Here is a 23,928-nt window from a genome sequence, read left to right as displayed (position 1 = left end):
GTAGAACACGTCGCCCGGATAGGCTTCGCGGCCCGGCGGGCGGCGCAGCAGCAGGGACACCTGGCGGTAGGCCACGGCCTGCTTGGACAGATCGTCGTAGATGATCAGCGCATCTTCGCCGTTGTCGCGGAAGTACTCGCCCATCGAGCAGCCGGAGTACGGGGCGATGAACTGCATCGCGGCGGACTCGGACGCGGTGGCGGCGACCACCACCGTGTGGGCCAGGGCGCCGTACTCTTCCAGCTTGCGCACGACGTTGGCGATCGAGGAGGCCTTCTGGCCGATCGCCACGTAGATGCACTTAACGCCGGTACCCTTCTGGTTGATGATCGCGTCGATCGCCAGCGCGGTCTTGCCGGTCTGGCGGTCGCCGATGATCAGCTCGCGCTGGCCGCGGCCGACCGGGATCATGGCGTCGACCGACTTGTAGCCGGTCTGCACCGGCTGGTCGACGGACTTGCGCCAGATCACGCCGGGGGCGACCTTCTCGATCGGCGCGCTCTCGCTGGCCGCGATCGGGCCCTTGCCGTCGATCGGGTTGCCCAGCGCGTCGACGACGCGACCCAGCAGGGCCTCACCGACCGGCACTTCGAGGATGCGGCCGGTGGTCTTGACCGTGTCGCCTTCGCGGACATGCTCGTAATCACCCAGCACCACGGCGCCGACCGAGTCGCGCTCAAGGTTCAGGGCCAGCGCGTAGGTGTTGCCCGGCAGCTCGATCATTTCGCCGGCCATCACGTCGACCAGGCCGTGGATGCGCACGATGCCGTCGGCCACCGAAGTCACGGTGCCTTCGTTGCGCGCTTCGGCAGCGAGCTTGACCTTCTCGATGCGGCCGCGGATCAGTTCGCTGATTTCGGAGGGGTTGAGCTGGCTCTGCATGGGAGATCCCTGGAGATTTCGAATTCGTGGATGGGGTGCCGGACCGGCGCCCGGAGCTGGCCACCAGCTGCGCGCCGCGGCCCACCCATCAGGCGAGCGCGCGCGCAGCAGCGGGCTTCAAGCCCGGGCTCCGTGTCCGCCGACGACCTTGCGGGTCGACGCGAACCGGCACATCCCTGCGCCCGGAGGGCTGCGTGCCCTCCGCGGATGGCGCCCCGCATGCGGCGGGACGCCGGAAAACAGAACAGCGCGGCTGGCGTCAGGACGCCAGCGCGCGCTCCATACGCTTCAACTTGCCGCGGACCGAACCGTCGATGACGATGTCGCCCGCATTGATCACCGCGCCGCCGATCAGCTCGGCATCGACCGCGAGGGTGATGCTGACGTCGGCGCCGAAGCGCTTTTTCAGCGAGGCTTTCAGGGCCTCGACTTCGGCGTCGGACAGCGCGGCAGCGGACACCACCTGCACCGGCACCACGCGCTCGGCCTCGGCGCGCAGCACCTCGAACTGGGCCGCGATTTCGGTCAGCAGCGAAACGCGACCGTTCTCGGCCAGTACGGCCAGGAAACGGATCTGCTCCTCGCTGGCGCCGGGCGGCTGCAGCAGTTCAACCAGCGCCTTGGCGCCGACGTGCGGATGACCGAACAGGGCCGCGACCGCAGGGTTCGCGGCGGCCTGCGCGCTGAACGACAGCGCTGCCGACCAGGCCGGCAGGGCCTGCTGGCCGCGCGCCACCTGGAAGGCAGCACGGGCGTAGGGACGGGCGAGAGTGGCTGCGCTGCTCATGCTCAGATCTCAGCCGCCAGCTCGGACAGCAGGGCCTTGTGGGCGTCGGCATTGATCTCGCGTCGCAGCACCTTTTCGGCGCCGGCCACGGCCAATGCGGCGACCTGCTGGCGCAGCTCCTCGCGGGCACGGTGTGATGCGGCCTCGATCTCGGCCTTGGCCGCGGCGAGCTGGCGCTCGGCTTCGGCGATGGCGTCCTGCTTGGCCTTGTCGACGATCTGATTGGCGCGGGCGTGGGCCTGCTCGATGATCTCGTTGCCCTTGCCGCGGGCTTCCTTCAGCAGATCATTGACGCGCGACTCGGCCTGCACCAGGTCACGCTGACTGCGTTCGGCAGCGGCGAGACCTTCGGCGATCTTCTTCTGGCGCTCTTCGATGGCCTGCAGCAGCGGCGGCCAGATCTTGGTCGCGACGATCCAGATCAGGCCGGCGAAGGCAAGACCCTGGGCGATAAGTGTGGCTAGGCTCATGGGGATGTTTTCCGGAGAAGTGGGCTCCGGCGCAGTGCCGGAGCATCGCTCGTACCGACGGCGCCGAGCTTTCGCCGGCGCCATCGACAGATCCGGATCAGCCGCCCTGGATCACGCTGATCAGCGGGTTGGCGAAGGCGAACAGCATGCCGATCGCGACGCTGATGATGAACGCGGCGTCGATCAGGCCGGCGGTGATGAACATGCGGACCTGCAGGACCGGGATCAGCTCCGGCTGGCGGGCAGCGGACTCCAGGAACTTGCCGGCCATCAGCGCCATACCGATACCGGCGCCCAGCGCCGCCAGGCCGATCATGATGCCGACGGCCAGCGCGGTGGACGACTGGACGGACGCGAGGTGGATGATGGCTTCCATGGTTTTTCTCCGAGAGCGAAGTGCTTTGAGGTGGGTGAAACGAAAGGGGTGGAGTCCGCGCGGGGCGGGGTACTGCGTGGGACCAAGCGCCCCGGGCGCTTAGTGGTGCTCTTCCATGAGGCTCAGGTAGACCACCGACAGCATCATGAAGATGAAGGCCTGCAGCGGGATCACCAGAAGATGGAACAGCATCCAGCCCAGACCGAAGGCGCCGCTGGCCACGACGCCGAACACGCCGGCACCGGCAAGCACCCAGATCAGCAGGAACACGATCTCGCCGCCGAACATGTTGCCGAACAGTCGCATGGCCAGTGACACCGGCTTGCTGAGCAGTTCGACCGCGTTGAGCAGGAGGTTGGCCGGGAACATCCAGGGGCCGAAGGGCGCCACGAACAGCTCCTTGACGAAGCCGCCGATTCCCTTGGCGCGCAGGGCGAAGAAGATCATCAGGAAGAACACGCTGATCGACAGGCCCAGCGTGGCGTGCACGTCGGCGGTCGGCACCGGCTTCCAGTAGTTGTACTTGCTGGGGTCTTCAGCGCCGGCCATCTCGGCGACCAGCATGCTGAGTTTGCCCATCGGCACCGCGATGAAGTCTGCCGGAATCATCTTCAGCAGGTTCATCAGCAGGATCCAGACGAACAGGGTGATCGCAATCGGCGTCACCAGCTTCGATGCGCCGTGGTAGGCGTCCTTGGCCTGCTTGTCGAGGAATTCGAGAACGATCTCGACGAAGGCCTGCCACTTGCCGGGAACGCCGGCGGTCGCCTTGCGGGTCGCCATCCACATCGCGAAGACACCGATCAGACCCATGAAACAGGCCGTGAGGAAGGTATCCACGTGCAGCGTCCAGATGCTGCCCTCCTGGAAGCTGACCGTGAGGTTCTTCAGGTGGTGCTGGATGTAGGTCGTAGGGGTCTGAGCGCCTTCAGCCGCCATTGCGAGGAATCCCGAAACGTTCGAATGCGTGGAGAGCGCCGGTGCCAACCGGCGCGGCCGGGGTGTTGCGGTGGCTAACGGGGGCCAGCGCTCGAGGCGGGGATGGCGGCTGCGACCGCGAAGGTCACCAAACCGGCAAACAGGCCGAGCAGCAGGGGCAGCGGCGGCAGTCGCCACACACCCAGACCCAACAGAAGCACACAACCCACCAGCAGAATCTTGAACAGCAGACCGGCCACCAGGCCGCCCAGCGCGTCACTGGCACTGGGCGCGCGCTGGCGGAAAGCGCGCCATCCCAGCAGCCAGGTTCCAACCCCTAGCGCGGCGGAACCCAGCCCTGCGGCTAGCGCCGCGTGCGGCGAAACCAGCAGGAAACCGAGTGCCAGCACGCCTGCCACGACCCACTGGGCCAGCGCACAGCGCCGTGCCAGATGTCGGCCGGAGGCCAAGGGTGAAGTCACTGTTGCAACCTGTCTGCGTGAAGATCGGCACGACCGGCCGACCAAAGCCGGCGAAGTATAGCAGTGCAAAAAAAATGCGGACAACTCGCCAATAGTCGGCTGTCTGTCTGGGCGCCGCGGGCAAAGCCAGAGACCGCGCCGGCGACCACCGCGTGCCAGGGCCGCCGCAATGGGCTCAGCGATGCAGCCCCTCGACCGCCCGCGCGGCGAGCAGGAAGGCGCCCGCGCGGCCCGAACGCTCACGGAGGCTGGGACGGCGGATGCAGCTCGCGGCGTCAAGGCCCGGCTCCAGGTAGCCGGCCAGCGCGCTGACGCAGGCGGACTGCACACGCGGCAGCAGCCGCGCATCCGCGAGCACGCCGCCGCCGAGCAGGATCCGCTGCGCCGAGCCCATCAGCACAAGGCTGGCGCAGAGTTGGCCCAGGGCGTCGGCGATGATGACCAGGCCGACGTGGTCATCGGGCAGTTCCGACAGGCTGCAGCCATAGCGCGCTGAGATCGCCGGGCCGCTGGCCACGCCTTCCAGACAGTCGCCATGAAACCGGCAGACTCCCGCAAAACCGAGGTCGAGAGGGTGTCGACGGAGCTTCAGGTGGCCGAGCTCGGGGTGCAGCAGACCATGCACGGCGCGGCCCCCGATCACCCAGCCGCCGCCAATGCCGGTGCCGACCGTGACGTAGACCAGACTCTCGCAGCCCTGCCCCTCGCCCCAGCAGGCCTCGGCCAGCGCCGCGGCGTTCACGTCGGTCTCCACAGCAAAACCGCAGTCGCGTCGATGACGCGCAAGGCTGCGCCAGTCGACCCCCTGCCAGCCGGGCTTCGGCGTGGCCAGTACGCAGCCGTGATCCGGCGCGTTCGGATCAAGTCGGACGGGACCGAAGGCGGCGACGCCGACGCCAGCGACCGGGCCGTGCACAGCTTCCATCGAGCGCAGCCAGGCATCGATGGCGGCCAGGGTCGCAGGGCCATCCCGAGTGTCGATCCGCGTTTGTGCAAGCACCTGATCGGGGCCGTGGCCGACCTCGACCCAGCACTTGGTGCCGCCCGCTTCAATGGCAGCCAGCAGGGGCGCCCTTGCATTCATGCGTCGTTCTCGCGTGCAAACCACTGGAACTGCAGGGGCGCGAGCGTTGCATCTGCGGCCCCCTCACGAAGAGTTCGCCAGCGGCCCGCCGGGAGCACGGGGGAGACACTGCCCTCGCCGAAGTTGAGGGCGGCCACGAAGTCCGCGCCACGGGCGTAGGCGAGCAGGCCTTGTGGCTGTCCGGGGAGGCGCCGGCAGCCAACCTCGGGCGACAGCGCCGACAGGCGCGCACGCAGCGCAATGAGGTCAGCCAGAGCCGCGGCGAAGGTCAGACCCGCCGCGTCGGCCCGCGGTTCGCCTGTCGCCGACCAGGGCATCGGCGGACGGTGCAGCCAGCGCCCCTCATGGCAGCGCTGCGGATCGGTTCGCCAGGCCTCGTCGTTGTCGAGCGCGATCTCGTCACCCATGTACAGCACGGGCAAGCCCGGCAGGGACAGCGCCAGCCCGTGCAGCAGCAGCATACGATCGAGCGCGCTCTGAAGCCTGACCGCGTCAGCGCTTGCGCGGGCCGCGGACAGCCCGCACAGGGCGGCGCTCATGCCGTTGGTACCGTGCGCGCTGCCGCCGGACTCGCTCTGGAAACTCTCACCACGCGCGTCGCTGCCGTCGGCACCGGCGAAGTGCGAGGCGATCGCCGCGAGTTCCACACCGGAATCGGCGGCCTCTTGCGCCAGCACCTGCCAGCCGATGTCGTCATGGCAGCGTACGTAGTTGATCCAGGCGCTGCCCGACGGCAGCGCCGGCAACGCGTCCAGTACGCGCGCGGGCACCTCGGCGCTGCGGCTGGCCAGGGCAGCCCAGCCCGCCGCCATCAGGCTGCTGCTGTAGGCAAGCTGGCACTCGCGCTGCGGCTGCGCGGGGTCAGCGAGCCCGAAGTAGGCCGGCAGCTCCGCGGTCGGCACGATCGCCTCGGCCTTCAGCAGCACCGCCGGCGCGACCCGGTCGAGACCGGCGCGCAGGGCCTGGACGATCCAATGGGTCTCGGGCTCGTTCATGCAGCGCGTGCCAAGCCGCTTCCAGAGGAAGGCAGTGGAGTCGAGCCGGAAGGCCTCGATGCCGCGGTTGGCCAGTCGCGCCATGGCCAGCAGCATCTCGCCGAACACCTCGGGGTTGGACCAGTCGAGGTCCCACTGATAGGGATAGAAGGTCGTCCAGACCCAGGCATCGAGCGCGTCCACGCGGGTGAAGTTCCCCGGCGCGGTGCGCGGGAAGATCTGCGGCAGGCTGGCCTCCCAGGCCAGCACTTCGTCGGCGCTTGTCGCCTGTCGATAGAACGCGCGGAAGCGCGGGTCACCGGCGCGCGCGCCCTGCGCCCAGGGGTGGTCGTCGGCGGTGTGGTTCAACACCAGATCCGCGCACAGTCGGATATCGGCGGCGCGCAGGGCTGCGGTCAGCTCAAGCAGGTCGGCATCGCTGCCGAGACGCGGATCGACGCGCTCGTAGTCGCGCACCGCGAAGCCTCCATCGTTGTCGCCCTCGCGCGCCATGGTGAACGGCAGCAGGTGCAGGTAGCCCACGCCGAGCCGCTGCAGGTAGGGAATGCGTTCGATCACCCCGCGCAGCGAACCGGCGAAGCGGTCGACGTAGGCGCAATAGCCGATCACCCCGGGGTCGGGCAGGCCCTCGGCGAGCCGTCGCGCGTCGAGCTCGCGGAGCGCCTGTGGCCGTTCGGCAGCGAGGCGGTCCAGGTTGTTCTCAAGGCCCTCGCACCAGCGCGCGAAGCCGGCGGCGCCTCCGTAAATGCGCTGCAGCCGCGCGCGCAGCGACGCGCCATCAGGCCCGTCGCTGCGCGTGGTGGAGGGCAGCAGCCCGTGCGATGCGGTCATCAGAACGTGTAGCGCAGCACGAGGTTCGCGGTGCGGCCGTTGATCGAGCGCGCGCGCAGGATGTTGTCCTGGCCTTCGACGATCGCGCCCTCCTCGACTTCGGTCAGACCGAGGGTATCGAACAGGTTGTTGACGCTCACGCCCACGCTCAGCCCTTCGCGCAACTGGTACTCGCCGAACAGGTTGACCTGGGTATAGCCGGGCATGACCAGCACGTTGTTGTCCTGCGCGTAGGCGTCCGTGGTGCCGATCAGGTTCAGCCCGGCCAACCAGCGCTCGCCGGCGTAGCTCCCGGTGAACTGGTAGATCGCGCGCGCCTGTCGACGCGGACGGTTGCCTTCGAACTGCGGCGTGATCGCATCACGGCTGATCTCGGCGTCGGTCAGGGTCAGGCCACCGCTCAGCGCGATCGGCCCGCGGTACCAGGCCGCCTCGAACTCGACGCCGTTGGCGGTGTAGACGCGATCGAGGAAGCGCTGGCTGGTGGCCTCGAAGTTCTGCTCCTCGGTCTCGGCGCGGAACGCGGTGACGAACAGGTTCAGCGGGCCGCTGCGGTACTTCAGGCCGAACTCCAACTGGTCGACCAGATCGATCGCGTCCTGGCTGCGCACCGAGCCATCCGCGGCCACCACGCCGAACAGCAGGCGATCGGCATTGGCGCGACCACCGCGACTGATTCGGGCGAAGCCCGCAAGATCCTCGTTGAAGAGATAGTTGGCGCCAGCCGAGTACGAGGTGTAGCTCCAGTCATAGTTGACCGGCTGCCGCACGGCACTGATCACCGACACGCTGCGCTCGTTGGCGCTGATCACGCCGTTGCCGTCGACATCAAAGTTCTCGCGCTGCACGCTGCCCGCATAGCTGCCGCGAGCCTTGCCGCTGTCGCGGCGCAGGCTCAGGTCGAAGTCCCAGGCACCCAGGTTGTGGGTGAACGCGAGATACGGGGCCTCGACGCTGTAGTCGGTGTCGTAGCTGCGCGTGCAGCAATTGCCCCAGAACGGCACGCCATAGGCGTACTGGCCGCCCTGCGAGAACACCGTGCCATCGGCGCCGATGACGTTCAGCAGCGCAGCGTTGTCACCCTTCAGCTCCAAGGCATAGGAGTTCCACAGCCAGTCCATGTCGATGCTCTGGCGCGAGACGTACAGACCGCCCTTGAGGCTGGCCTCGCCGCCGCCCACCGCGAACGCGCGGGTCAGCTGCAGATCGTTCTGGGCATTGCCGAAGTCGTTGATCTCGACGTCGAACAGGTGGATGCGCAGCGCCTGCCCACTGAAGGTCTGGCCGGCCTGCGGGCCATTGGCGTAGACGAGGCGCGCACCGGCGCCGCCAATCGATTCGGCCAGTGCGCCCGCGCCACTGGCCTCGGCCGGGAAGGGCGAAATGAAGCGGCCGCTGTTGTCGGCGATGCGGAAGCGGTTCAGCACCGACCAGCCCTCGCCGAGATCGAAGGCGAACTCGGCGCCGAAGGCGGTGGACTGCGGACGCATCCCATCGGCGATGTCCGAACGGCGGCGGTTGTTCTCGCCGTCAAGACCGAGGTTCGACAGGAAGAAGGCCGAGTGCGGCGTGTCACTGCGCGGATCGAATCCCGGCAGGCTGCCAAGATCCGGGTCGCTGTTGCGGCCGCTGGCGCGCACCGGCATGGGCAGGTAGCCGATGGCGCGGTCGTCCAGGCGCTTGAAGTAGACACGCGCGTAGCCCTGCTCGAACTGGCGGGTCAGGTTGCCCTTGATCTGGCCACCGGACTCGCCGTCGTAGCCGGCGCGACGCACGCCCTCGCCCTGGCGCCAGAAGCCGCCGATGTGAAAGTTCCAGCCGTCGCCGACCGGCGCGCCATACTCGAAATCGGTGCGCAGGTTGTCATAGCCCAGTCCGTAGTTCAGGGCCACCGAGCCGCCGGCGAAGTCGCCGGTCTTGCTGATGAGGTTGATCACGCCGCCCGGCGAGTTGCTGGCGAAGGTCGAGGCGCTGCCGCCGCGCACGGCTTCGATCCGGTCGAGGGTGGCGTCGGCGCGCAGGAAGATGTCGGCGTTGCCGAAGGCGATGTCGCCGAACTCCATCACCGGCAGACCGTCTTCATGCAGCTGCAGGAACTTGGCGCCGCCGGCGGCCACCGGCAGCCCGCGCACCGCGATGTTGGCGTTGCCTTCGCCGCCCGTGCTTTCCGAGCGCACGCCCGGCAGGTTGCGGAAGATCTCGGCGGTGCTGCGCGGCGCCGATTCACCGATCGCCTCCACGCCCAACGTGCTGACCGAATTGCTGGCCCGCATCTTCGAGATCGGCAGCGCGGCGGCGGTCACCACGATCTGGTCGAGGTTGAGGCCGCGCGCGTCTTCGCTCGCCTGCCCGTCGAATGTCGGCGCTGCAGCCTCCTGGGCCGAAACCTGCAGACCGATGCAGGCGAGGCCGACGGCGAGCGCGAGCGGATGCAGACGCCGCGAGGCGGTCTGGGCAGTGCGGATGGTGTGCTTGCTGCTGTTCATTGGGTCCCTCCCCGGGATGTTTGGATGCTCGGCTGTGCCGGTCTCGTCCGCATGTGTCGATGGCCCTTCTGCGCGGGCCTTCCGCGGGCCATGACAAAGCCCGAGGCGCACCTTCTACGCCCCTCTGCAATCGATTGCAATACGCAGCGCAGAATGCGCGCTCGACCCACCCGGCCTAGCATGCAGCCCTACCCGAGCACCGGAATCCCAGCGCATGCCCAGCCCATTCACTGCCGGACTCTCCGGCCTCGACCTTGCGATCATCGCGGCCTATCTGCTCGGCGTGATAGCTCTGGGCCTGTACGTTTCGCGCCGGCGCAGCAGCACCGACGACTTCTTCCTGGCCTCGCGCGATTCGAGCTGGCCAGTGATCGGTTTCGCCCTGCTGGCCTCGAACATTTCCTCGACCACCCTGGTCGGGCTGGCCGGTGCGGCGTATGCCATCGGCATCTCGGTCTACAACTACGAGTGGATGGCCACGGTGGTGCTGGCTTTCTTCTGCGTGTTCCTGCTGCCCTTCCTGCTGCGCTCGCAGGTCTACACCATGCCGGAGTACCTGGAACGCCGCTATGACAGGCGCTCGCGGCTGGCGTTCTCCGGCCTCACCGTGTTCCTGAACGTGGTGGTCGACACCGCCGGTGCGCTCTACGGCGGCGCGCTGCTGTTCAAGCTCGCCTTTCCGGAGGTGCCGCTGTGGCAGATCGTTGCCGTGCTCGCGCTTTCGGCCGGCATCTACACCCTGGTCGGCGGCCTGCGCGCGGTGATGGTCACCGAGACCGTGCAGGCCGTGCTGCTGCTGGCGGCCTCGGTGGTGATCAGCGTGTTCGCCTTCGCCAAGGTCGGCGGCTGGGACGCGCTGATGGCGCAGATCGACCCCGCCAAGCTGTCGCTGATCCGACCGATGGACGACCCCGGCGTGCCCTGGCACGGCCTGCTGCTGGGCGTGCCCCTGCTGGGCTTCTACTTCTGGTGCACCAACCAGTTCATGGTCCAGCGCGTGCTGAGCGCGCGCAATCTCAACCACGGCCGCTGGGGCAGCCTGTTCGCCGGCCTGCTCAAGCTGCCGGTGCTGTATCTGATGGTGCTGCCTGGCACCTGCGCGATCCTGCTCTACCCGCAGCTGTCCTCACCCGATCTGGTCTACCCCACCCTGCTGTTCGACCTGCTGCCCGCCGGCCTGCTGGGGCTCGTCGTGGCCGGTTTTCTGGCGGCGATCATGTCGTCGATCGCCTCGACCTTCAATTCGGCGGCGACGCTGGTGACCATGGACTTCGTGCGCCCGCTGCGGCCGCAGGCCAGCGACGCCAGCCTGGTGCGCACCGGGCGCATCACCACCCTCGTGTTCATGCTGGTGGCCGTGCTGTGGGCGCCGCAGATCGAGCGTTTCGGTTCGCTCTGGCAGTACCTGCAGGCGGTGCTGGCCTACGCGGTGCCGCCGATCGTGGCGCTGTTCGTGGTCGGCATGTTCTCGCGCCGCGCCAACGCCACCGGTGCATTCGCCACGCTCATCGCCGGCGCGCTGGGCGGCGCCGTGCTGTTCTATCTGAACGTGCTGGCCGCAGAGCCGATCGGCCTGCACTTCCTGCTGGTCGCGCCGATCCTGTTCGTGCTGTGCACCGCCACGCATCTTCTTGCCAGCCGACTCGCTGAGGCCCCCAGCCGCGAAGCGCTGGCGCCGCTGCTGTGGACGCCTGCGGCCTTCCGCGCGGAAAGCGAGGAGCTGCGTGTGCTGCCGCTGTGGCAGAACTACCGGGTCCAGGCCATCGCCCTGCTTGCCCTCACGGCGGCCATTGTCTGGAGCTTCCGCTGAAGCGGAGGCCTCAGGCGGACGCCCGCACCACCAGCTCGGGCGCCATCTGCACCGAGTCCTCGCAGCCGCAGCGGCCGTCCAGGATCATCTCGACCAGCAGTCGCGCGGCGCGGCCGATGTCCTGCCTCACCGTGGTCAGGGGCGGCAGGGTGTAGCGCGCCAGCTCGACGTCATCGAAGCCGACCACGGCGACGTCCTCGGGCACGCGGCGGCCCGCCTCGGCCAACGCACGCAGCGCGCTGGTGGCGATGACGTCCGAGGCGGCCACCACGGCATCGAACTGCAGGCCCTTGGCCAGCGCCTTGCCGATGGCCGCATAAGCGTCATCGGCGCTGAAGCGCGTGCGGATGCGCAGCGCCGCCTCGGGCTTGAGGCCTGCCGCCTTCAGGGCCTCGACATAGCCCTGATGGCGCAGGCCGATCTCGGGCAGGCGCTCATCACCGAGGAAAGCGATGCGGCGGCGGCCCTGCGCCAGCAGATGGCGCGTCGCCAGGGCGCCGCCCGCGTTGTTGTCGCAGCCCACGCAGGCATAGGCCTGGTCCGGCAGATGGGCGCCCCAGACCACCAGCGGCCGCCCGCGCTTCGCCGCGGCATTGATCGTCGAGTGTTCGTGGCTCTGGCCGATCAGGATGACGCCGTCGGCGCGGCCAGGCTGCAGGAAGCGATCGATCCAGTCGTCCTCGTGCACCGGCACCTTCGACAGCAGCATGCTGTAGCCGCGCTCGGCGAGCGCATCGGCGATCTGCGCCAGCATGCTCATCAGGAACGGGTCCGACAGCGACTGGCTGGCCTCATGCACCAGCGGCACCGCCACAGCGATGGTGCGCGAACGCTGCACGCGCAGGCTCTGGGCGACCGGGTTGATCGAGTAGCCCATCTTCTTGGCGAGCGCCTGGATGCGCTTTCGGGTTTCCTCGGACACCAGCGGGTTGTCGGCCAGTGCGCGGGAGACGGTGGACTCGGCAACGCCGGCGCGTCGGGCGACGTCGGACATGGTCAGGGCAGGCGGCGGACCGCCAGCGCTGGTCTTCGCATTCTTCGGGCTCATGTGCGAAGGATGCCGCGCCGAGCCGACAAGGGCCAGCGCAGACCCCGCTCCATCTCAGCCGCCCGGGCGGCCACGAAACGTTCTAACGCTCGCTGCGCGGAATCCGCAGCAGCACCGACAGGCCGCCGCCCTCGCGCTGGGCCAGCCGCACCTGGCCGCCGTGCGCCTCGACGATCTCGCGCACCAGCGCGAGGCCGAGGCCGGTGCCGTTGCGCTTGGTCGAATAGAAGGGCAGCAGGGCCTGCTCCAGCACCACTGAGCTCATGCCCGGCCCGCGATCGGCGACCTCGATGCGCAGCCAGTCGGGCTCGTCGCGCACCGACAGCTCGACCGCCTCCGCAGGCGATCCGGATTCGTGGGCATTCTTGAGCAAGTTCAGCAGTGCCTGGCTCATCTGCGCGGGGTCGAACTGCGCGCGCGCGGGCGGCGCGCCGATCAGCGCGAAGCTGCACTCGGCGGCCAGGCGCTGCAGGAACGGGGCGAGCTCGACGCTTTCGGGCTGCGGATTGGGCAGCTTGGCGAAGCGCGCATAGCCGCGGATGAACTCGTTGAGATGGCGCGCGCGTTCTTCGATGGTCTCGAACACCGGGCCCAGGCGCTCGTGCTGGCCACGCCGGTTCAGCTCGGCGCCCGAATGCGCCAGCGACGCGATTGGCGCCAGCGAGTTGTTGAGCTCGTGGCTGATGACCCGGATGACTTTCTTCCAGGTGCGCACTTCCGCGCGACGCAGCTCGTGGGTCAGCGGCCGCAGCAGCAGCAGGCGATGCGCGCGCCCGTTCAGGCGAAAGCTGCGCTGGGCCAGATGCCAGGTGTCCTCGTCTTCGGCCTCACCCCAGCCGACCAGACCGTCGCGGCCGCCCTCGATGGCTTCACGCAGCGGCGGCGGCTGCCCGTCCAGCACGGTCTCCAGCGCCAGCCCCTCCAGACGGCGTCCACCGTTCCACTGCCGGCGCGCCGCCAGGTTGGCGTAGACCACGCGCTCACCCGGATCCAGCAGCAGCATCGCCACCGGCGTGTTCTGCAGCAGGGTGTCGAGCAGCAGTTCGCGCTGCACCAGCGACTGCCGCTGCTCGCGCAGCACGCTGCCGAGTTCGTTATGCGTGCGCACCAGATCGCCGAGCTCGTCGTCGGCGTCCCAGGCCACGCCGAAGCTGAAGTCACCGTCGCGATAGCCGCTGACCGTGCCGTCCAGCGCGCGGAACAGGGACAGGATCGGCTGCAGCACGCGCCGCGCAGCGAGCAGGGCGAGCGGCAGGCTCAGCAGCAGGGCCGCGCAGACCGCGAGCAGCACGCTGCCCAAAGGCTCGACCAGCCAGGCGGCAAAGGCGGCGCTTGCAGCCATCAGCAGGCCCAGCGCCAGCAGCAGGCGACCGGCCAGCGAGCGGCGGCGACTGCGCAGCGGCATCAGCGCGCGATGCCCAGGCGCTCCATGCGCCGGTACAGCGCCTGACGGCTCAGGCCCAGCTCCGAGGCCGCCTGCGCGACGACACCGCCGGCGCGAGCGAGTGCAGCCTCGATGCTGGCGCGGTCGGGTTCCTCGGCGCCGCTGCCCTCGCTCACGGCCTGGTGTGACGCCGTGGGCAGGCCGAGGTCGATCGCCTCGATCTGCGCGCCGCGCGCGAGCAGGCTGGCGCGTTCGATGACATTGCGCAGCTCGCGCACATTGCCGGGCCAGGCGTGACGCACCAGGGCCTCGCGCGCAGCGGCCGACAGCGGCTTGCGGCCGGCAAGGAAATGCTCGGCCAGCGGCAGGATGTCCAGCGGCCGCGCCGCCAGCGGCGGCAGCTTGAGCTCGATCAGGTTGAGTCGGTAGTAGAGGTCTTCGCGGAACTGGCCGGCGCGGATCATCGCCGGGATGTCGGCATTGGTGGCGCTCAGCACCCGCACCTTGACCTGACGCTCGCGATTGCTGCCCAGGCGCTCGAAGCGGCCGGTCTCCAGCACCCGCAGCAGCTTCATCTGCCCCGCTGACGGCAGGTTGCCAATCTCGTCCAGAAACAGGGTGCCGCCGTCGGCGGCCTCGAACTTGCCCTCACGCGCGCGACTGGCACCGGTGTAGGCCCCGGCCTCGGCGCCGAAGAGTTCAGCCTCGATCAGCTCGGACGGCAGGGCGCCGCAGTTGAGCGTCACGAAGGGCCCTTCGCGCACCTGGGAATTGGCCTGCAGGATTTCCGCGATCCGCTCCTTGCCGGCGCCATTGGGGCCGGTGATCAGCACCGGCACCTCGGCGCGCGCGATCTGTGCGACCAGCTGCAGCAGCTCGGCCATGGCCGGGTCGGCAAACACCAGGCCGCGCAGGTCGAGCTCGCTCTTCAGCGCCTCGCTGCGCCGACGCTGGCTGGACTTCAGCCGCATCAGCTCGCGGTTGGCCTGACCCAGCTCGACCAGGTTGCGGACGCTGGCGACCAGACGCGCATCGTCCCAAGGCTTGGCCAGGTAGTCGGCCGCTCCCGCCTTGACCAGATCGACCGCCGCTTCCAGATGCGTCCAAGCGGTCAGCAGGATCACCGGCAGGTCCGGATGCGCCGCGCGGATGCGCCGGAACAGGGCCACGCCCTCCTCGCCCGAGGTGGTGTCGGCGCTGAAGTTCATGTCCTGGATCACCAGATCGATGCCACCACGCGCGAGCCGCGTAAGCCCGGCCTCCGGTTCCGCCGCGTACTCGGCATCGATCTCATGCAGGGACAGCAGCACCGACAGCGCGGTGGCGACGGCCGGGTTGTCGTCGATGATCAGGACGGTGGGCATTGAGAGCGGGGATTCGGGATTGGGGATTGGGGATTCGTAGAAGCGCGGTGCTACGAGAGTCGAGGTCGCGAGGTTAGCAGTCGCCTGCCGGCGGCGGGATTGGGGATTCGGGATTGGGGATTCGCAGAAGCGCCGTGCCGCGCGACTGGTGGTCGCTCGGTCAGCAGACGGGTTCTTGGTGAGCTGCATCGGCGCGCCCCCCGGACCCGCGCGACACGAACGAACGAAGCGCTACGAATCCCGAATCCCCAATCCCGAATCCCGCCGCAGCACCGCAAGGCGCTGCGACAAGCAGAGGCGTTCTTCGTGAGCCCCATCGGCCCACCGGCCAGCCCCCCGCGACACTGCCGAACGAAGCGCTACGAATCCCGAATCCCCAATCCCGAATCCCGCCGCAGCACCGTCAGGTGCTGCGGGTCGCCACCGCCGGTGGAATCCTCGATGCCCGCCAGGCGGGGCCGAAGGCGGCGAGCAGGCCGAGCGCCCACAGGCCGAGCACGCCGAAGGCGAGATGTTCGAGCGGCATGCGCGTGATCGAAAGCTGCTGCACCAGGTACTGGTTGAGCGCCAGCGCGACTGCAAGGCCGACCACGATGCCGGCCGTGGTCACCAGGAGATTCTCGACGAGGAAGTAGCGCAGGATGTCGAAACGGCGCGCGCCCACCGCGCGACGGATGCCGATCTGCTTGCGCCGCTGGTTGACCCACAGCGAGGCCATGCCGACGATGCCCGAGGCGGTCACCAGCACCAGCAGGCCGGTGACCGACAGCAGCATCCAGGCAAGGCCGCGGTCGGCGCGGTAGCGGCGATTGCGGAACTCCTCGACGCTCAGCGTGCCGAGATGCACACGGTCGTCGCGCAGCGCGGTCAGTGCATCCTCGACCTCGCGCATCACGCGGTCGCGCTGGCCGGGTTCCGTGCGAACGACATAGCTCACAGACTCGGTGAGGTAGCGGAGCGGCACGATGATCGACAGCGCGGCGCCATCGCCGGCCTGCGCCCAGGGTGTCTGCAGGTGATCGACGACGCCGACGATTTCCATCTCGGCCGCCTCGGCGCCGCCACCGAGGAAGATGCGCTGACCCACCGCGCTGTCGGCATCCGGGAACATGCGACGCGCCACCTCGGCGGTCACGATCACAGTGCTGGCGCTGGCATTCGACACGGCCGGGTCGACTTCGACCACGTCTTCAGGGCGGAAGTCTCGGCCCTGCGCCAAGCGCAGGCCGAAGGCGTCCAGAAGCGGCCCATCGCTGAAGTAGTAGGCCACGGTGAACGAGGAGCGCGGATTCTCGCGCTCGGTCTGCACGCCCAAGGCCCAGCCCGAGCGCCCCATCGGCACTTGGTTGACGTGGGCAGCCTGGACCACCCCGGGTGTCGCGCGAATGCGCTGCAGGTCGGCATCGCGCATGGCAGGGATGTCGACGCCCGGGCGGAAGGCGGAGAGTCGGGTGAAGAACAGCTTGCTCTCGTCGACACCGCTGGGGCGTGCCGAGAGCGCCAGCCGGTTCTGCACGATGTACAGCGCATTGCCGAGGATGGCGAGGGTCAACGCGACCTGGGCGGCGATCAGCAAGGCGCCGGTCTTGGAGCGCAGCAGCGCGGAAAGGATCGGACGGACTTCCATTGCGGGCCTCACTGGGTCTTGAGCTGGGCGGCGGGCAGGACCTGGCAGGCGCGCCAGGTCGGCAGCAGGCCGGCGATCACGCTGGCGGCGATCGCGGTGAGCAGAGTGATCAGCAGCATGCCGGTGTCGAGGCGAGCGACATGGGCGACATCGAGCGACTGCTGCGACAGCACCCAGAGCCCACCAAAGGTCAGCGCGAGCCCCATCAGGCCGCCTGCCACGCCCACCACGCCGGCCTGCACCAGGTACTGCTGGAAGATCTCGCGGCGGGTGGCGCCCAGCGCACGGCGGACGCCGATCTCGCCGCTGTGCTGGGTGAACTTGGCCAGCAGCAGGCCCACCGTGTTGACGATGCAGACCAGCAGGAAGGCGAAGGCCAGCAGCGCCTGCAAACGGGTATCGGAGCCGACCACCTCCTGCTCGACCAGCCACTCCATCACATCGAGTGCGCGCGAGTTCCCGCCATTGGGCAGGCGGCCCAGCGACTTCTGCGCGGCCACATAGGCGGCGAGATGCTGCTCATAGGCTGCGCGACCGCCTTCGGGCACTTCCACCCAGTACTGCATGAAGATGCACTCCGAGCGCAGCAGGCCGCCGAAGCCGGGATCGACCGGTGTCGGGCCATTGCAATTGACGTTGCCCTCGGGGTCGCGCTCCATCGCCAGCGCCGTGCGCAGGGGCACGTAGATGTCTTCGGTCTCGCCGAAGCGCCGCCCCACCGACAGCCAGTAGTAACGCGGCGTAGCCATCCAGGTTTCGAGCACGCCGGCGATGCGGAACTCGGTGTCCATCATGCGAATCGTGCGTCCGGTGGGGTCGGTGCCACCAAACAGGCGTTCGCTGAGCGCAGCGCTGAGCACCACGGTGCGCGCCTCGCGGGCCTCGTCCTCGGCCGACCAGCCGCCGCCGAAGCGGAACGGGGCTTCGAACATCGGGAAGAAGTCGCTGCTGACCGCGAGGCCGCGCGACAGCACCGGCTGGGCGCCGTCCTGCTCGGGCTCGATCACGCCGCTGATGCCGTAGATGCCGCTGCGGCGATAGGCGCTGTCGTGCTCCAGCAGGGCGCGCACGTCGAGCCAGCTGCTGAGGTCGGGCAGGTCGACGCCGATGCCGCCGTTCTCGGGCAGTGCCTGCCCGGGCTCCAGCGCCGGCGAGTTGTCGACCTGCAGCACCAGCAGGCGGTCGCTCTTGTGCGGGATCGGGTCGCCGCTCATCGCCCGCAGCACGGTGTAGGTGGACATGCTGGCGGCCACGCCGACGCCGAGCGTCAACACCATCAGCGCGGTCAGCACGGGATTCCTGCGCAGGCTGCGCAGGCCGAGCTTCAGGTAGTAGGCGAACATGGGTCCGGCTCCCTTCAGCTCTTCACCGCGCGCAGGGCGACGTGGCCGTGGTCGAGGTCACTGACCTGGCCGTCGACGATGTGCACATTGCGCTGGGCGCGGGCGGCGAGCTCGGGATCGTGCGTCACCATCACGATCGTCGTGCCCTCGGCGTTGATCTGCTCCATCAGCTCCATCACCCCGCGCGCCATCTGCGAGTCGAGGTTGCCGGTGGGCTCGTCGGCCAGCAGCAGGCGCGGCTGGCCGGCCAGCGCGCGGGCGATCGCCACGCGCTGCTGCTGGCCGCCCGAGAGCTCGGCCGGGTAGTGCTTCATGCGCGAGGCCAGGCCGACCTTGCCCAGCGCTTCCTCGATGCGGCGCTTGCGCTCGGCGGCGTTGAAGCCGCGGTAGCGGAGCGGCACGTCGACGTTGTCGAACAGGTTGAGGTCGGCGATCAGGTTGAAGCCCTGGAAGATGAAGCCGATCTTCTGGTTGCGCAGGCGCGACCGCGCATCGTCGTCGAGCCCCTGCACGGCGACGCCGTCGAGCAGGTACTCGCCGCCGCTGAACTCCTCCAGCAGGCCGGCGATGTTGAGGAAGGTGGTCTTGCCCGAGCCCGACGGCCCGGTGACCGCCACGAACTCGCCCTCGCGCACCTCGATGTCGATGCCGCGCAGGGCGTGGGTTTCGATCATGTGGGTGCGGTAGACCTTGCTGAGCTGGCGCATGGAGAGCATTTGGCGATCCTTCTGTGGTCGGCGCTGCGCGCCGGGGGTCCTGGAAGCTGGGATTCGGGATTGGGGATTGGGGATTCGTCAGAGCAGGTCGCGGCGAGACTTGAGCTGTTGGCGTTCTCGGTGGTTCGGAGCGGGTCTGCGGAGTTCGCGAAGGGATGACGACCGTCGGCCAATCCCGAATCCCCAATCCCGAATCCCGGCTCTCATCGCACCGCCACCCGCTCGGCGTCCTCGAACAGCTCGGTGCCGGCGATGACGACGCGTTCGCCGGGGGCGACGCCTTCGAGGATCTCGACCGCGCTGACGCTCTGCGCGCCGAGACGGATCGGGCGGCGCACGGCGATGTCGCCGTCCATCACCCAGGCATGGCGACCGCCCTGGGCTTCGACGAAGGGGCCGCGCTGCACGATCACCGCATCGGGCTTGGACTCGAACATCAGCCGCGCCGACAGACGCTGGTTCTGGCGCAGGCCGGCCGGCTGGCCGCCTTCGAAGTCGACGCGCACGCGCACCCGGTTGGCCACCACTTCCGGCGACACCGCGACCACCCGCCCCGGCGCCTCGCCCTGCGGCAGGCGCACGCTGACTTCGAGGCCCAGGCCGACGTCGTCGGCGAAGGTTTCCGGCACTTCGATCTCGGCCTGCAGGCGCGAGAGGTCGACCACGGTGACCAGCGGGGCGTTGGCGGCGACCACCGCGCGGTCGATCACCGAGACCGTACCCACCTGGCCGTCGATCGGCGCGCGCAGGTTCAGCGCGTCGACGCGGCGCTCCAGCTCCTGCACGGCCAGCTTCTGGCGCTGCAGGGACTGCTCGCGGGTGGCCAGGTCGAAGCCGACGCTGCGGCTTTCCAGATCGACGCCGCGGAGCGCGTGCTCGCGCACGATCTCGGCGCTCTTCACCGCATCCTGCGCGCGCAGCACTTCGATCTCGGCCAGCGCCCCCATGCGGTGGGCGCGCTCGGTGCGCTCCAGGTCACGGCGGCGCGCATTGAGCGCGATGTCGGCTTCGTCCAGCGTGCGTCGGGCCAGCTGGCGCAGCTTTTCGGCTTCGATCCGCTGGCGACCGACTTCGGCCTCCAGGCTGGCCAGGCTGGCCTGCTCGCGCGACAGCTCGGACTTCAGTTCAGGCGAATCGATCTCCAGCAGGACATCGCCGGCCTTGACCGCGGCACCCGCCTGGGTGCGCAGGCTGACCGTGCCGGCCGAGGGCGCGTACAGGGTCGGGCTGACCGCAGCCACCACGCGACCGTCGACCACCGCATCGCGCACCAGGGTGCCGCGACTGACTTCGGCGATGCGCAGGCGCTCGGCATTGACCCCGCGCTCGGCCGACAGCCAGCCCGACAGGCCCCACAGGCCGAGCAGCAGCGGCAGCGCGATCAGCGCGCCGCGGCGCAGCGCGGGGCGCTGCCAGAGCGGCAGGGTGGCGGGGGCAAGCGCCCGGTCCTGGGCGGCAGTGTCGCGAATCATGGGCAGCCTCCTTGGCGGATGCTTCACGCTTAGCAGGCAGCGTGCCAACTTTCATCCCGCTGTTTTTGTTGCACTTTCTGCCAGGATTCCGGTGTCCGCAGGCAGCGGACGGACGTCCGTACGGACGCCGCAGACCGCGCCGGGCGGCCTCTGCCGCTGCTACAGTCCGCGGCCTTCAGGGCCAGGAGTCGGGCATGCAGCCATTCAAGGAACGCGGCGCCCAGGTCACCCGGCTGGAGGCCTTCGTCGATGCCGCCTTCGCCTTCGCCATCACCCTGATGGCGGTGGCCGGCGAGTCGATCCCCGACAGCGTGGAAGCGCTCAGCAATGCGATGAAGGGCATCCCGGCCTTTGCCCTCGCGTTTGCGCTGATCCTGCGCTTCTGGTCCGCGCATGCCGACTGGAGCCGCGCCTACGGCCTCGACGACGCAGTGTCGGTGCGGCTGAGCCTGCTGCTGGTGATGCTGCTGCTGATCTTCGTGTACCCGGTGCGGATGGTGTTCGCCGCGCTCTTCAACTTTCTGAGCGATGGCTGGCTTCCGGCCGGTTTCGCGATCACCGAGGTCGCGCAGCTGCCCGTGCTGTTCATCACCTTCGCCGCCGCCTTCGGCTCGATGGGCGCGGTGATGTGGGCCCTGCACCTGCGCGCCTGGCAGCTGCGCGAGCGCCTGCAGCTGGATCCGCGCGAGCGGCTGTGGACGCGCGTGCGCCTGTGGAACTGGGGCCTGGTGCCGGTGGTCGCGGTGGTGTCGGTGCTGCTGGCGCTGTCGATCCCCGCGACCGCGCACTCAGGCTGGCTGCTGGGCCTGCCGGGCTTTGTGTTCTTCACCATCAATCTTGCCGAAGTCGGCTTCCGGCTCTGGCTGCGTCGACGCCTGCACGCGCTAGAGGCGCCTGCATGAGCGCCGCGCGCAGTGGCGGTGACAGCAGCGCGCAGGCCCATCCCGCCCTCGTCGCCTGCCGGCGCTGGCTGGAGCGCGCGGTGATCGGCCTGAACCTCTGCCCGTATGCGCGCGCGCCGCATGTCGGCGGGCGCGTCCGCTGGGTGCTGAGCGAAGCCCCCGACAGCGACACCCTCGTCGAGGAGCTGCTGCGCGAGCTGGAGCATCTGCGCCAGCACGACAGCGCCGAGGTCGAGACCACCCTGCTGGTGGTTCCCGACCTGCTCGCCGACTTCGCGGACTACCTCGATCTGCTGCACGCCGCCGAGGCGCTGCTGCAGGCGCTGGGCTATGCCGGCGAGTTCCAGCTGGCCAGCTTCCATCCTGATTATCGTTTCGAGGGTGCGGCAGTCGACGCGATCGAGAACTGCACGAACCGCTCGCCGCTGCCGATGCTGCATGTGCTGCGCGAGGACAGCATCAGCCGCGTCGTCGATGCCGGCGCCGATGTCGATGCGATTCCCGAGCGCAACCAGCAGCGCCTGCGCGCGCTGGGCCACGCCGGCTGGGAGCGCCTGTTCGAAGGCGAATGAGCGACGCGGGCACGCTCGCTGCGCGCCCTCCGACCTACTCGTGCGCGGACACCTGCGGCATGCTGCGCACCAGCTCCGAGTGGATCCGCCCCATGCCACGCCCTTTCCTGCTTGACGCGCGACCTGGCCTGCTGTGCTTGCTGTCCGTTTTCCTGCTGAGCCTTGGCCTGTGTGCCGCCGCGGCTGCGGTGGAGGCCACCGCGGCTGTCAGCGGAGAACCGTCGACGGGGAACACGTCGCAGCGCCCGCGCATCGGCCTGGTCCTGGGCGGCGGCGGCGCCCGCGGGGCAGCCCACATCGGCGTGCTGCAGGTGCTGGAAGAGCACCGGATTCCGGTCGACAGCGTGGCCGGCACCAGCATGGGCGCCCTGGTCGGCGGCATGTATGCGACCGGCATGTCGCCCACCGAGATGGAGGCCACCATGCGCGCCATCGCATGGGGTCGACTGTTCCGCGACAGCGCGGATCGCGCGCAGCGGCCGATGCGCCGCAAGCGCGACGACCTCGCCAACCTCGGCGGCGCCGAGCTCGGCTTCCGCGAGCGAAGGCTGGCCCTGCCGCGCGGCGCCCTGCAGGGCCACCGGCTGCTCCTCTGGCTGCGCCGGCAGACCCTGGGCGTGGCCGGCATCGACGATTTCAGCCAGCTGCCCCTGCCCTTCGCCGCGGTCGCCACCGACATCGTCAACGGTGAACGGGTGGTGATGCGCGGCGGCGATCTGGCGCTTGCCATGCGCGCCAGCATGGCCGTGCCCGGGGTGTTCGCGCCGATCCGCGTCGATGACCGCCTGATGGTCGACGGCGGCGTGGTCGAGAACGTGCCGGTGAGGGTCGCGCGCGAACAGGGCGCGGAGCGACTGATCGTGGTCGACGTCGGCGCCCCGCTGTTCAAGGAGGAGCAGCTCGGCTCGCCGCTGTCGGTGACCGTGCAGATGATCTCGGTGCTGATGAAGCATGAAACCGACCGCATCCTCGCCGAGCTGCATCCCGACGACGTGCTGATCCGCCCCGAGCTCGGCGAGTTCTCCTCAGCCGACTTCGAGAACAGCCTGTCGACCATCGCCATCGGGCGCGCCGCGGCCGAAGCCGCGCTGCCGGCGCTGCTGCCGCTGGCGCTGGACGAGCGCGCCTGGGCCGAGCACCTCGCCCTGCGCCGCGCCAGCGAGCGCGAGGCCCTCCAGGTCGCGCGCTTCGAGGTCAGCGCCGAGCGCTCGCGCTCGGCCCTGCGCCTGCGCAAGTTGCTGGGTGATCTCGAGCCCGGCGCGCTCGATCTGGACTCGCTGGAGGCGCGGCTCGACGAGGCCATGGCCGGCGGCGACTACGAGCGCATCAACTACCGCCTGCTGCGCGATGCCGATTCGGCGGTGATCGAGGTGCAGCCGGTCGACAAGGGCTGGGGACCGGGCTTTGTGCACTTCGGCTTTGCGCTGGGCGACGACTTCAGCGGCCGCAGCAGCTACCAGGCCAGCGCCGACCTGCGCCTGACCGGCCTCGACGAGCGCGGCCGCGAATGGCGATCGCGCGTCAACCTGGGCCGCCGTTCCGGCCTGTACAGCGAGATCCACCAGCCCTTTGGCGGCGACGGGCGCTACTACCTGCAGGCCTTCGGCCTGTACGAGGCGACGCGACAGCCGGCCGAGGTGCTGGGCGTGCGCATCGCCGAGTTCACCCGCCGCGAATTCCTGACCGGCGGCGAGATCGGGCTGTATCCGGATCCGCGCTGGCAGCTGTCGGTGGGGCTGCAGCACGGTCGCCGCCAGCTGCGCCGCGCGATCGGCTCGCCGGAGATCCAGCGCACCAACAACTCCGACCTCGCCAGCCTGGTGCTGGCCGCCACCTACGACACCCTCGACGACGTCGGCTTTCCCACGCGGGGAGGACGCTTCGACTTCGCCACGCAGTTCTATCGCCCCGGCCTGGGCTCGGACAACCGCGCCGACGTGCTGCGCCTGCGCGCCGATCTGCCGGTTGAGCTGAGAACCCTGACCCTGCTGCTCGGTGTCCGCGCCGACTGGGCGCTGGCCGGCGTCAATGCCGACGAGTCACTGAGCTTCCTTGGCGGCTTCGGCCAGCTCTCGGGCCTCGGCGACAGCGAGCGCGTCGGCTCGCGCGCCTTCGTCGCGCGTTCGCTGTTCTACCGCCGCATCAACGACCTGGGGCTCGCCACGCTGCCGCTGTATGTCGGCGGCAGCCTGGAAGCCGGGCAGAACTGGCTGCCCTTCGAGCGACCTTCAGTCTCAAGTCTCGACTACGCTGCGAGCCTGTTTTTCGGCGTGGATTCACCGCTCGGGCCGGTCTACCTCGGCTACGGGCGCACCAGCGCCGGCGATTCCGCGGCCTTCCTGCAGGTCGGCGGGGTGATCGAGGACCTGCGCCGCTGAG

General features: G+C 69.3%; 20 protein-coding genes. 4 read left to right on the top strand and 16 right to left on the bottom strand.

Features of this window, described 5'->3' with window-relative positions; all coding sequences use genetic code 11:
* The 9 genes from atpA to Q0654_RS17055 form a co-directional block, all read right to left on the bottom strand.
* A partial coding sequence (gene atpA / locus Q0654_RS17095; RefSeq protein WP_298856114.1) for a F0F1 ATP synthase subunit alpha occupies nt 1-882 on the bottom strand: 882 nt, incomplete at its 3' end.
* A gap of 259 nt (nt 883-1,141) precedes the next feature.
* A complete protein-coding gene (locus Q0654_RS17090) occupies nt 1,142-1,669 on the bottom strand; it encodes a F0F1 ATP synthase subunit delta (protein ID WP_298856111.1) in 528 nt (175 codons plus the stop codon).
* 2 nt (nt 1,670-1,671) lie between these two features.
* On the bottom strand, nt 1,672-2,139 hold the full coding sequence (locus tag Q0654_RS17085) for a F0F1 ATP synthase subunit B (RefSeq protein ID WP_298856109.1): 468 nt from the start codon (nt 2,137-2,139) through the stop codon (nt 1,672-1,674).
* Nucleotides 2,140-2,236: 97 nt separating this feature from the next.
* Nucleotides 2,237-2,515 carry a F0F1 ATP synthase subunit C gene (gene atpE / locus Q0654_RS17080; protein WP_298856107.1) on the bottom strand — a complete coding sequence of 93 codons (279 nt, stop codon included), beginning with the start codon at nt 2,513-2,515 and terminating at the stop codon, nt 2,237-2,239.
* A gap of 99 nt (nt 2,516-2,614) precedes the next feature.
* Nucleotides 2,615-3,454, bottom strand: coding sequence for a F0F1 ATP synthase subunit A (gene atpB / locus Q0654_RS17075; protein WP_298856105.1), 840 nt, complete (start codon nt 3,452-3,454; stop codon nt 2,615-2,617).
* Nucleotides 3,455-3,528: 74 nt separating this feature from the next.
* Nucleotides 3,529-3,915 carry an ATP synthase subunit I gene (locus tag Q0654_RS17070; protein WP_298856103.1) on the bottom strand — a complete coding sequence of 129 codons (387 nt, stop codon included), beginning with the start codon at nt 3,913-3,915 and terminating at the stop codon, nt 3,529-3,531.
* A gap of 175 nt (nt 3,916-4,090) precedes the next feature.
* A complete protein-coding gene (locus Q0654_RS17065) occupies nt 4,091-4,999 on the bottom strand; it encodes an ROK family protein (protein ID WP_298856101.1) in 909 nt (302 codons plus the stop codon).
* Nucleotides 4,996-6,825, bottom strand: coding sequence for an alpha-amylase family glycosyl hydrolase (locus Q0654_RS17060; RefSeq protein WP_298856099.1), 1,830 nt, complete (start codon nt 6,823-6,825; stop codon nt 4,996-4,998). Before Q0654_RS17060 ends, Q0654_RS17065 begins: the two co-directional genes overlap by 4 nt.
* Nucleotides 6,825-9,311, bottom strand: a complete 2,487-nt coding sequence (locus Q0654_RS17055) for a TonB-dependent receptor (protein WP_298856098.1) — start codon at nt 9,309-9,311, stop codon at nt 6,825-6,827. The genes Q0654_RS17060 and Q0654_RS17055 overlap by 1 nt, the downstream gene beginning before the upstream one ends.
* Before the next feature lie 214 nt (nt 9,312-9,525).
* Between Q0654_RS17055 and Q0654_RS17050 the strand changes: the two genes are divergently transcribed.
* A complete protein-coding gene (locus Q0654_RS17050) occupies nt 9,526-11,121 on the top strand; it encodes a sodium:solute symporter (RefSeq protein ID WP_298856096.1) in 1,596 nt (531 codons plus the stop codon).
* Between the two features lie 10 nt (nt 11,122-11,131).
* Here Q0654_RS17050 and Q0654_RS17045 read toward each other — a convergent pair whose 3' ends face one another.
* The 7 genes from Q0654_RS17045 to Q0654_RS17015 form a co-directional block, all read right to left on the bottom strand.
* Nucleotides 11,132-12,169, bottom strand: coding sequence for a LacI family DNA-binding transcriptional regulator (locus Q0654_RS17045; RefSeq protein WP_298856094.1), 1,038 nt, complete (start codon nt 12,167-12,169; stop codon nt 11,132-11,134).
* A gap of 82 nt (nt 12,170-12,251) precedes the next feature.
* Nucleotides 12,252-13,574 (bottom strand): ATP-binding protein, encoded by a 1,323-nt coding sequence (locus tag Q0654_RS17040; RefSeq protein WP_298856092.1) that lies wholly within the window; start codon nt 13,572-13,574, stop codon nt 12,252-12,254.
* Nucleotides 13,574-14,917, bottom strand: coding sequence for a sigma-54 dependent transcriptional regulator (locus Q0654_RS17035; protein ID WP_298856090.1), 1,344 nt, complete (start codon nt 14,915-14,917; stop codon nt 13,574-13,576). The genes Q0654_RS17040 and Q0654_RS17035 overlap by 1 nt, the downstream gene beginning before the upstream one ends.
* Before the next feature lie 403 nt (nt 14,918-15,320).
* Nucleotides 15,321-16,544: an FtsX-like permease family protein gene (locus tag Q0654_RS17030; RefSeq protein WP_298856088.1), complete on the bottom strand. Its 1,224-nt coding sequence runs from the start codon at nt 16,542-16,544 to the stop codon at nt 15,321-15,323.
* Nucleotides 16,545-16,552: 8 nt separating this feature from the next.
* Complete coding sequence (locus Q0654_RS17025) at nt 16,553-17,887, bottom strand: ABC transporter permease (RefSeq protein ID WP_298856086.1); 1,335 nt, start codon at nt 17,885-17,887, stop codon at nt 16,553-16,555.
* Between the two features lie 14 nt (nt 17,888-17,901).
* Nucleotides 17,902-18,603, bottom strand: a complete 702-nt coding sequence (locus Q0654_RS17020; RefSeq protein ID WP_298856084.1) for an ABC transporter ATP-binding protein — start codon at nt 18,601-18,603, stop codon at nt 17,902-17,904.
* A 203-nt stretch (nt 18,604-18,806) separates the two neighbouring features.
* The gene (locus Q0654_RS17015) at nt 18,807-20,075 is read right to left on the bottom strand and encodes an efflux RND transporter periplasmic adaptor subunit (RefSeq protein ID WP_298856082.1); all 1,269 of its coding nucleotides are present in this window, start codon (nt 20,073-20,075) and stop codon (nt 18,807-18,809) included.
* Nucleotides 20,076-20,269: 194 nt separating this feature from the next.
* On the opposite strand from Q0654_RS17015, the gene Q0654_RS17010 reads away from it, so the two are divergent.
* The 3 genes from Q0654_RS17010 (at nt 20,270) to Q0654_RS17000 (ending at nt 23,927) form a co-directional block, all read left to right on the top strand.
* Nucleotides 20,270-20,977, top strand: a complete 708-nt coding sequence (locus Q0654_RS17010) for a TMEM175 family protein (RefSeq protein ID WP_298856080.1) — start codon at nt 20,270-20,272, stop codon at nt 20,975-20,977.
* On the top strand, nt 20,974-21,549 hold the full coding sequence (locus Q0654_RS17005; protein WP_298856078.1) for a DUF1415 domain-containing protein: 576 nt from the start codon (nt 20,974-20,976) through the stop codon (nt 21,547-21,549). The genes Q0654_RS17010 and Q0654_RS17005 overlap by 4 nt, the downstream gene beginning before the upstream one ends.
* 92 nt (nt 21,550-21,641) lie before the next feature.
* The gene (locus tag Q0654_RS17000) at nt 21,642-23,927 is read left to right on the top strand and encodes a patatin-like phospholipase family protein (RefSeq protein ID WP_298856076.1); all 2,286 of its coding nucleotides are present in this window, start codon (nt 21,642-21,644) and stop codon (nt 23,925-23,927) included.
* The last annotated feature ends 1 nt before the right edge of the window (nt 23,928 follow it).

It is taken from the genome of uncultured Aquimonas sp. (assembly GCF_937888285.1).
Classification (GTDB): domain Bacteria; phylum Pseudomonadota; class Gammaproteobacteria; order Xanthomonadales; family Xanthomonadaceae; genus Aquimonas.
Note: the sequence above shows the minus strand (reverse complement) of the source record. Positions and strands in the feature narration are given on the sequence as shown.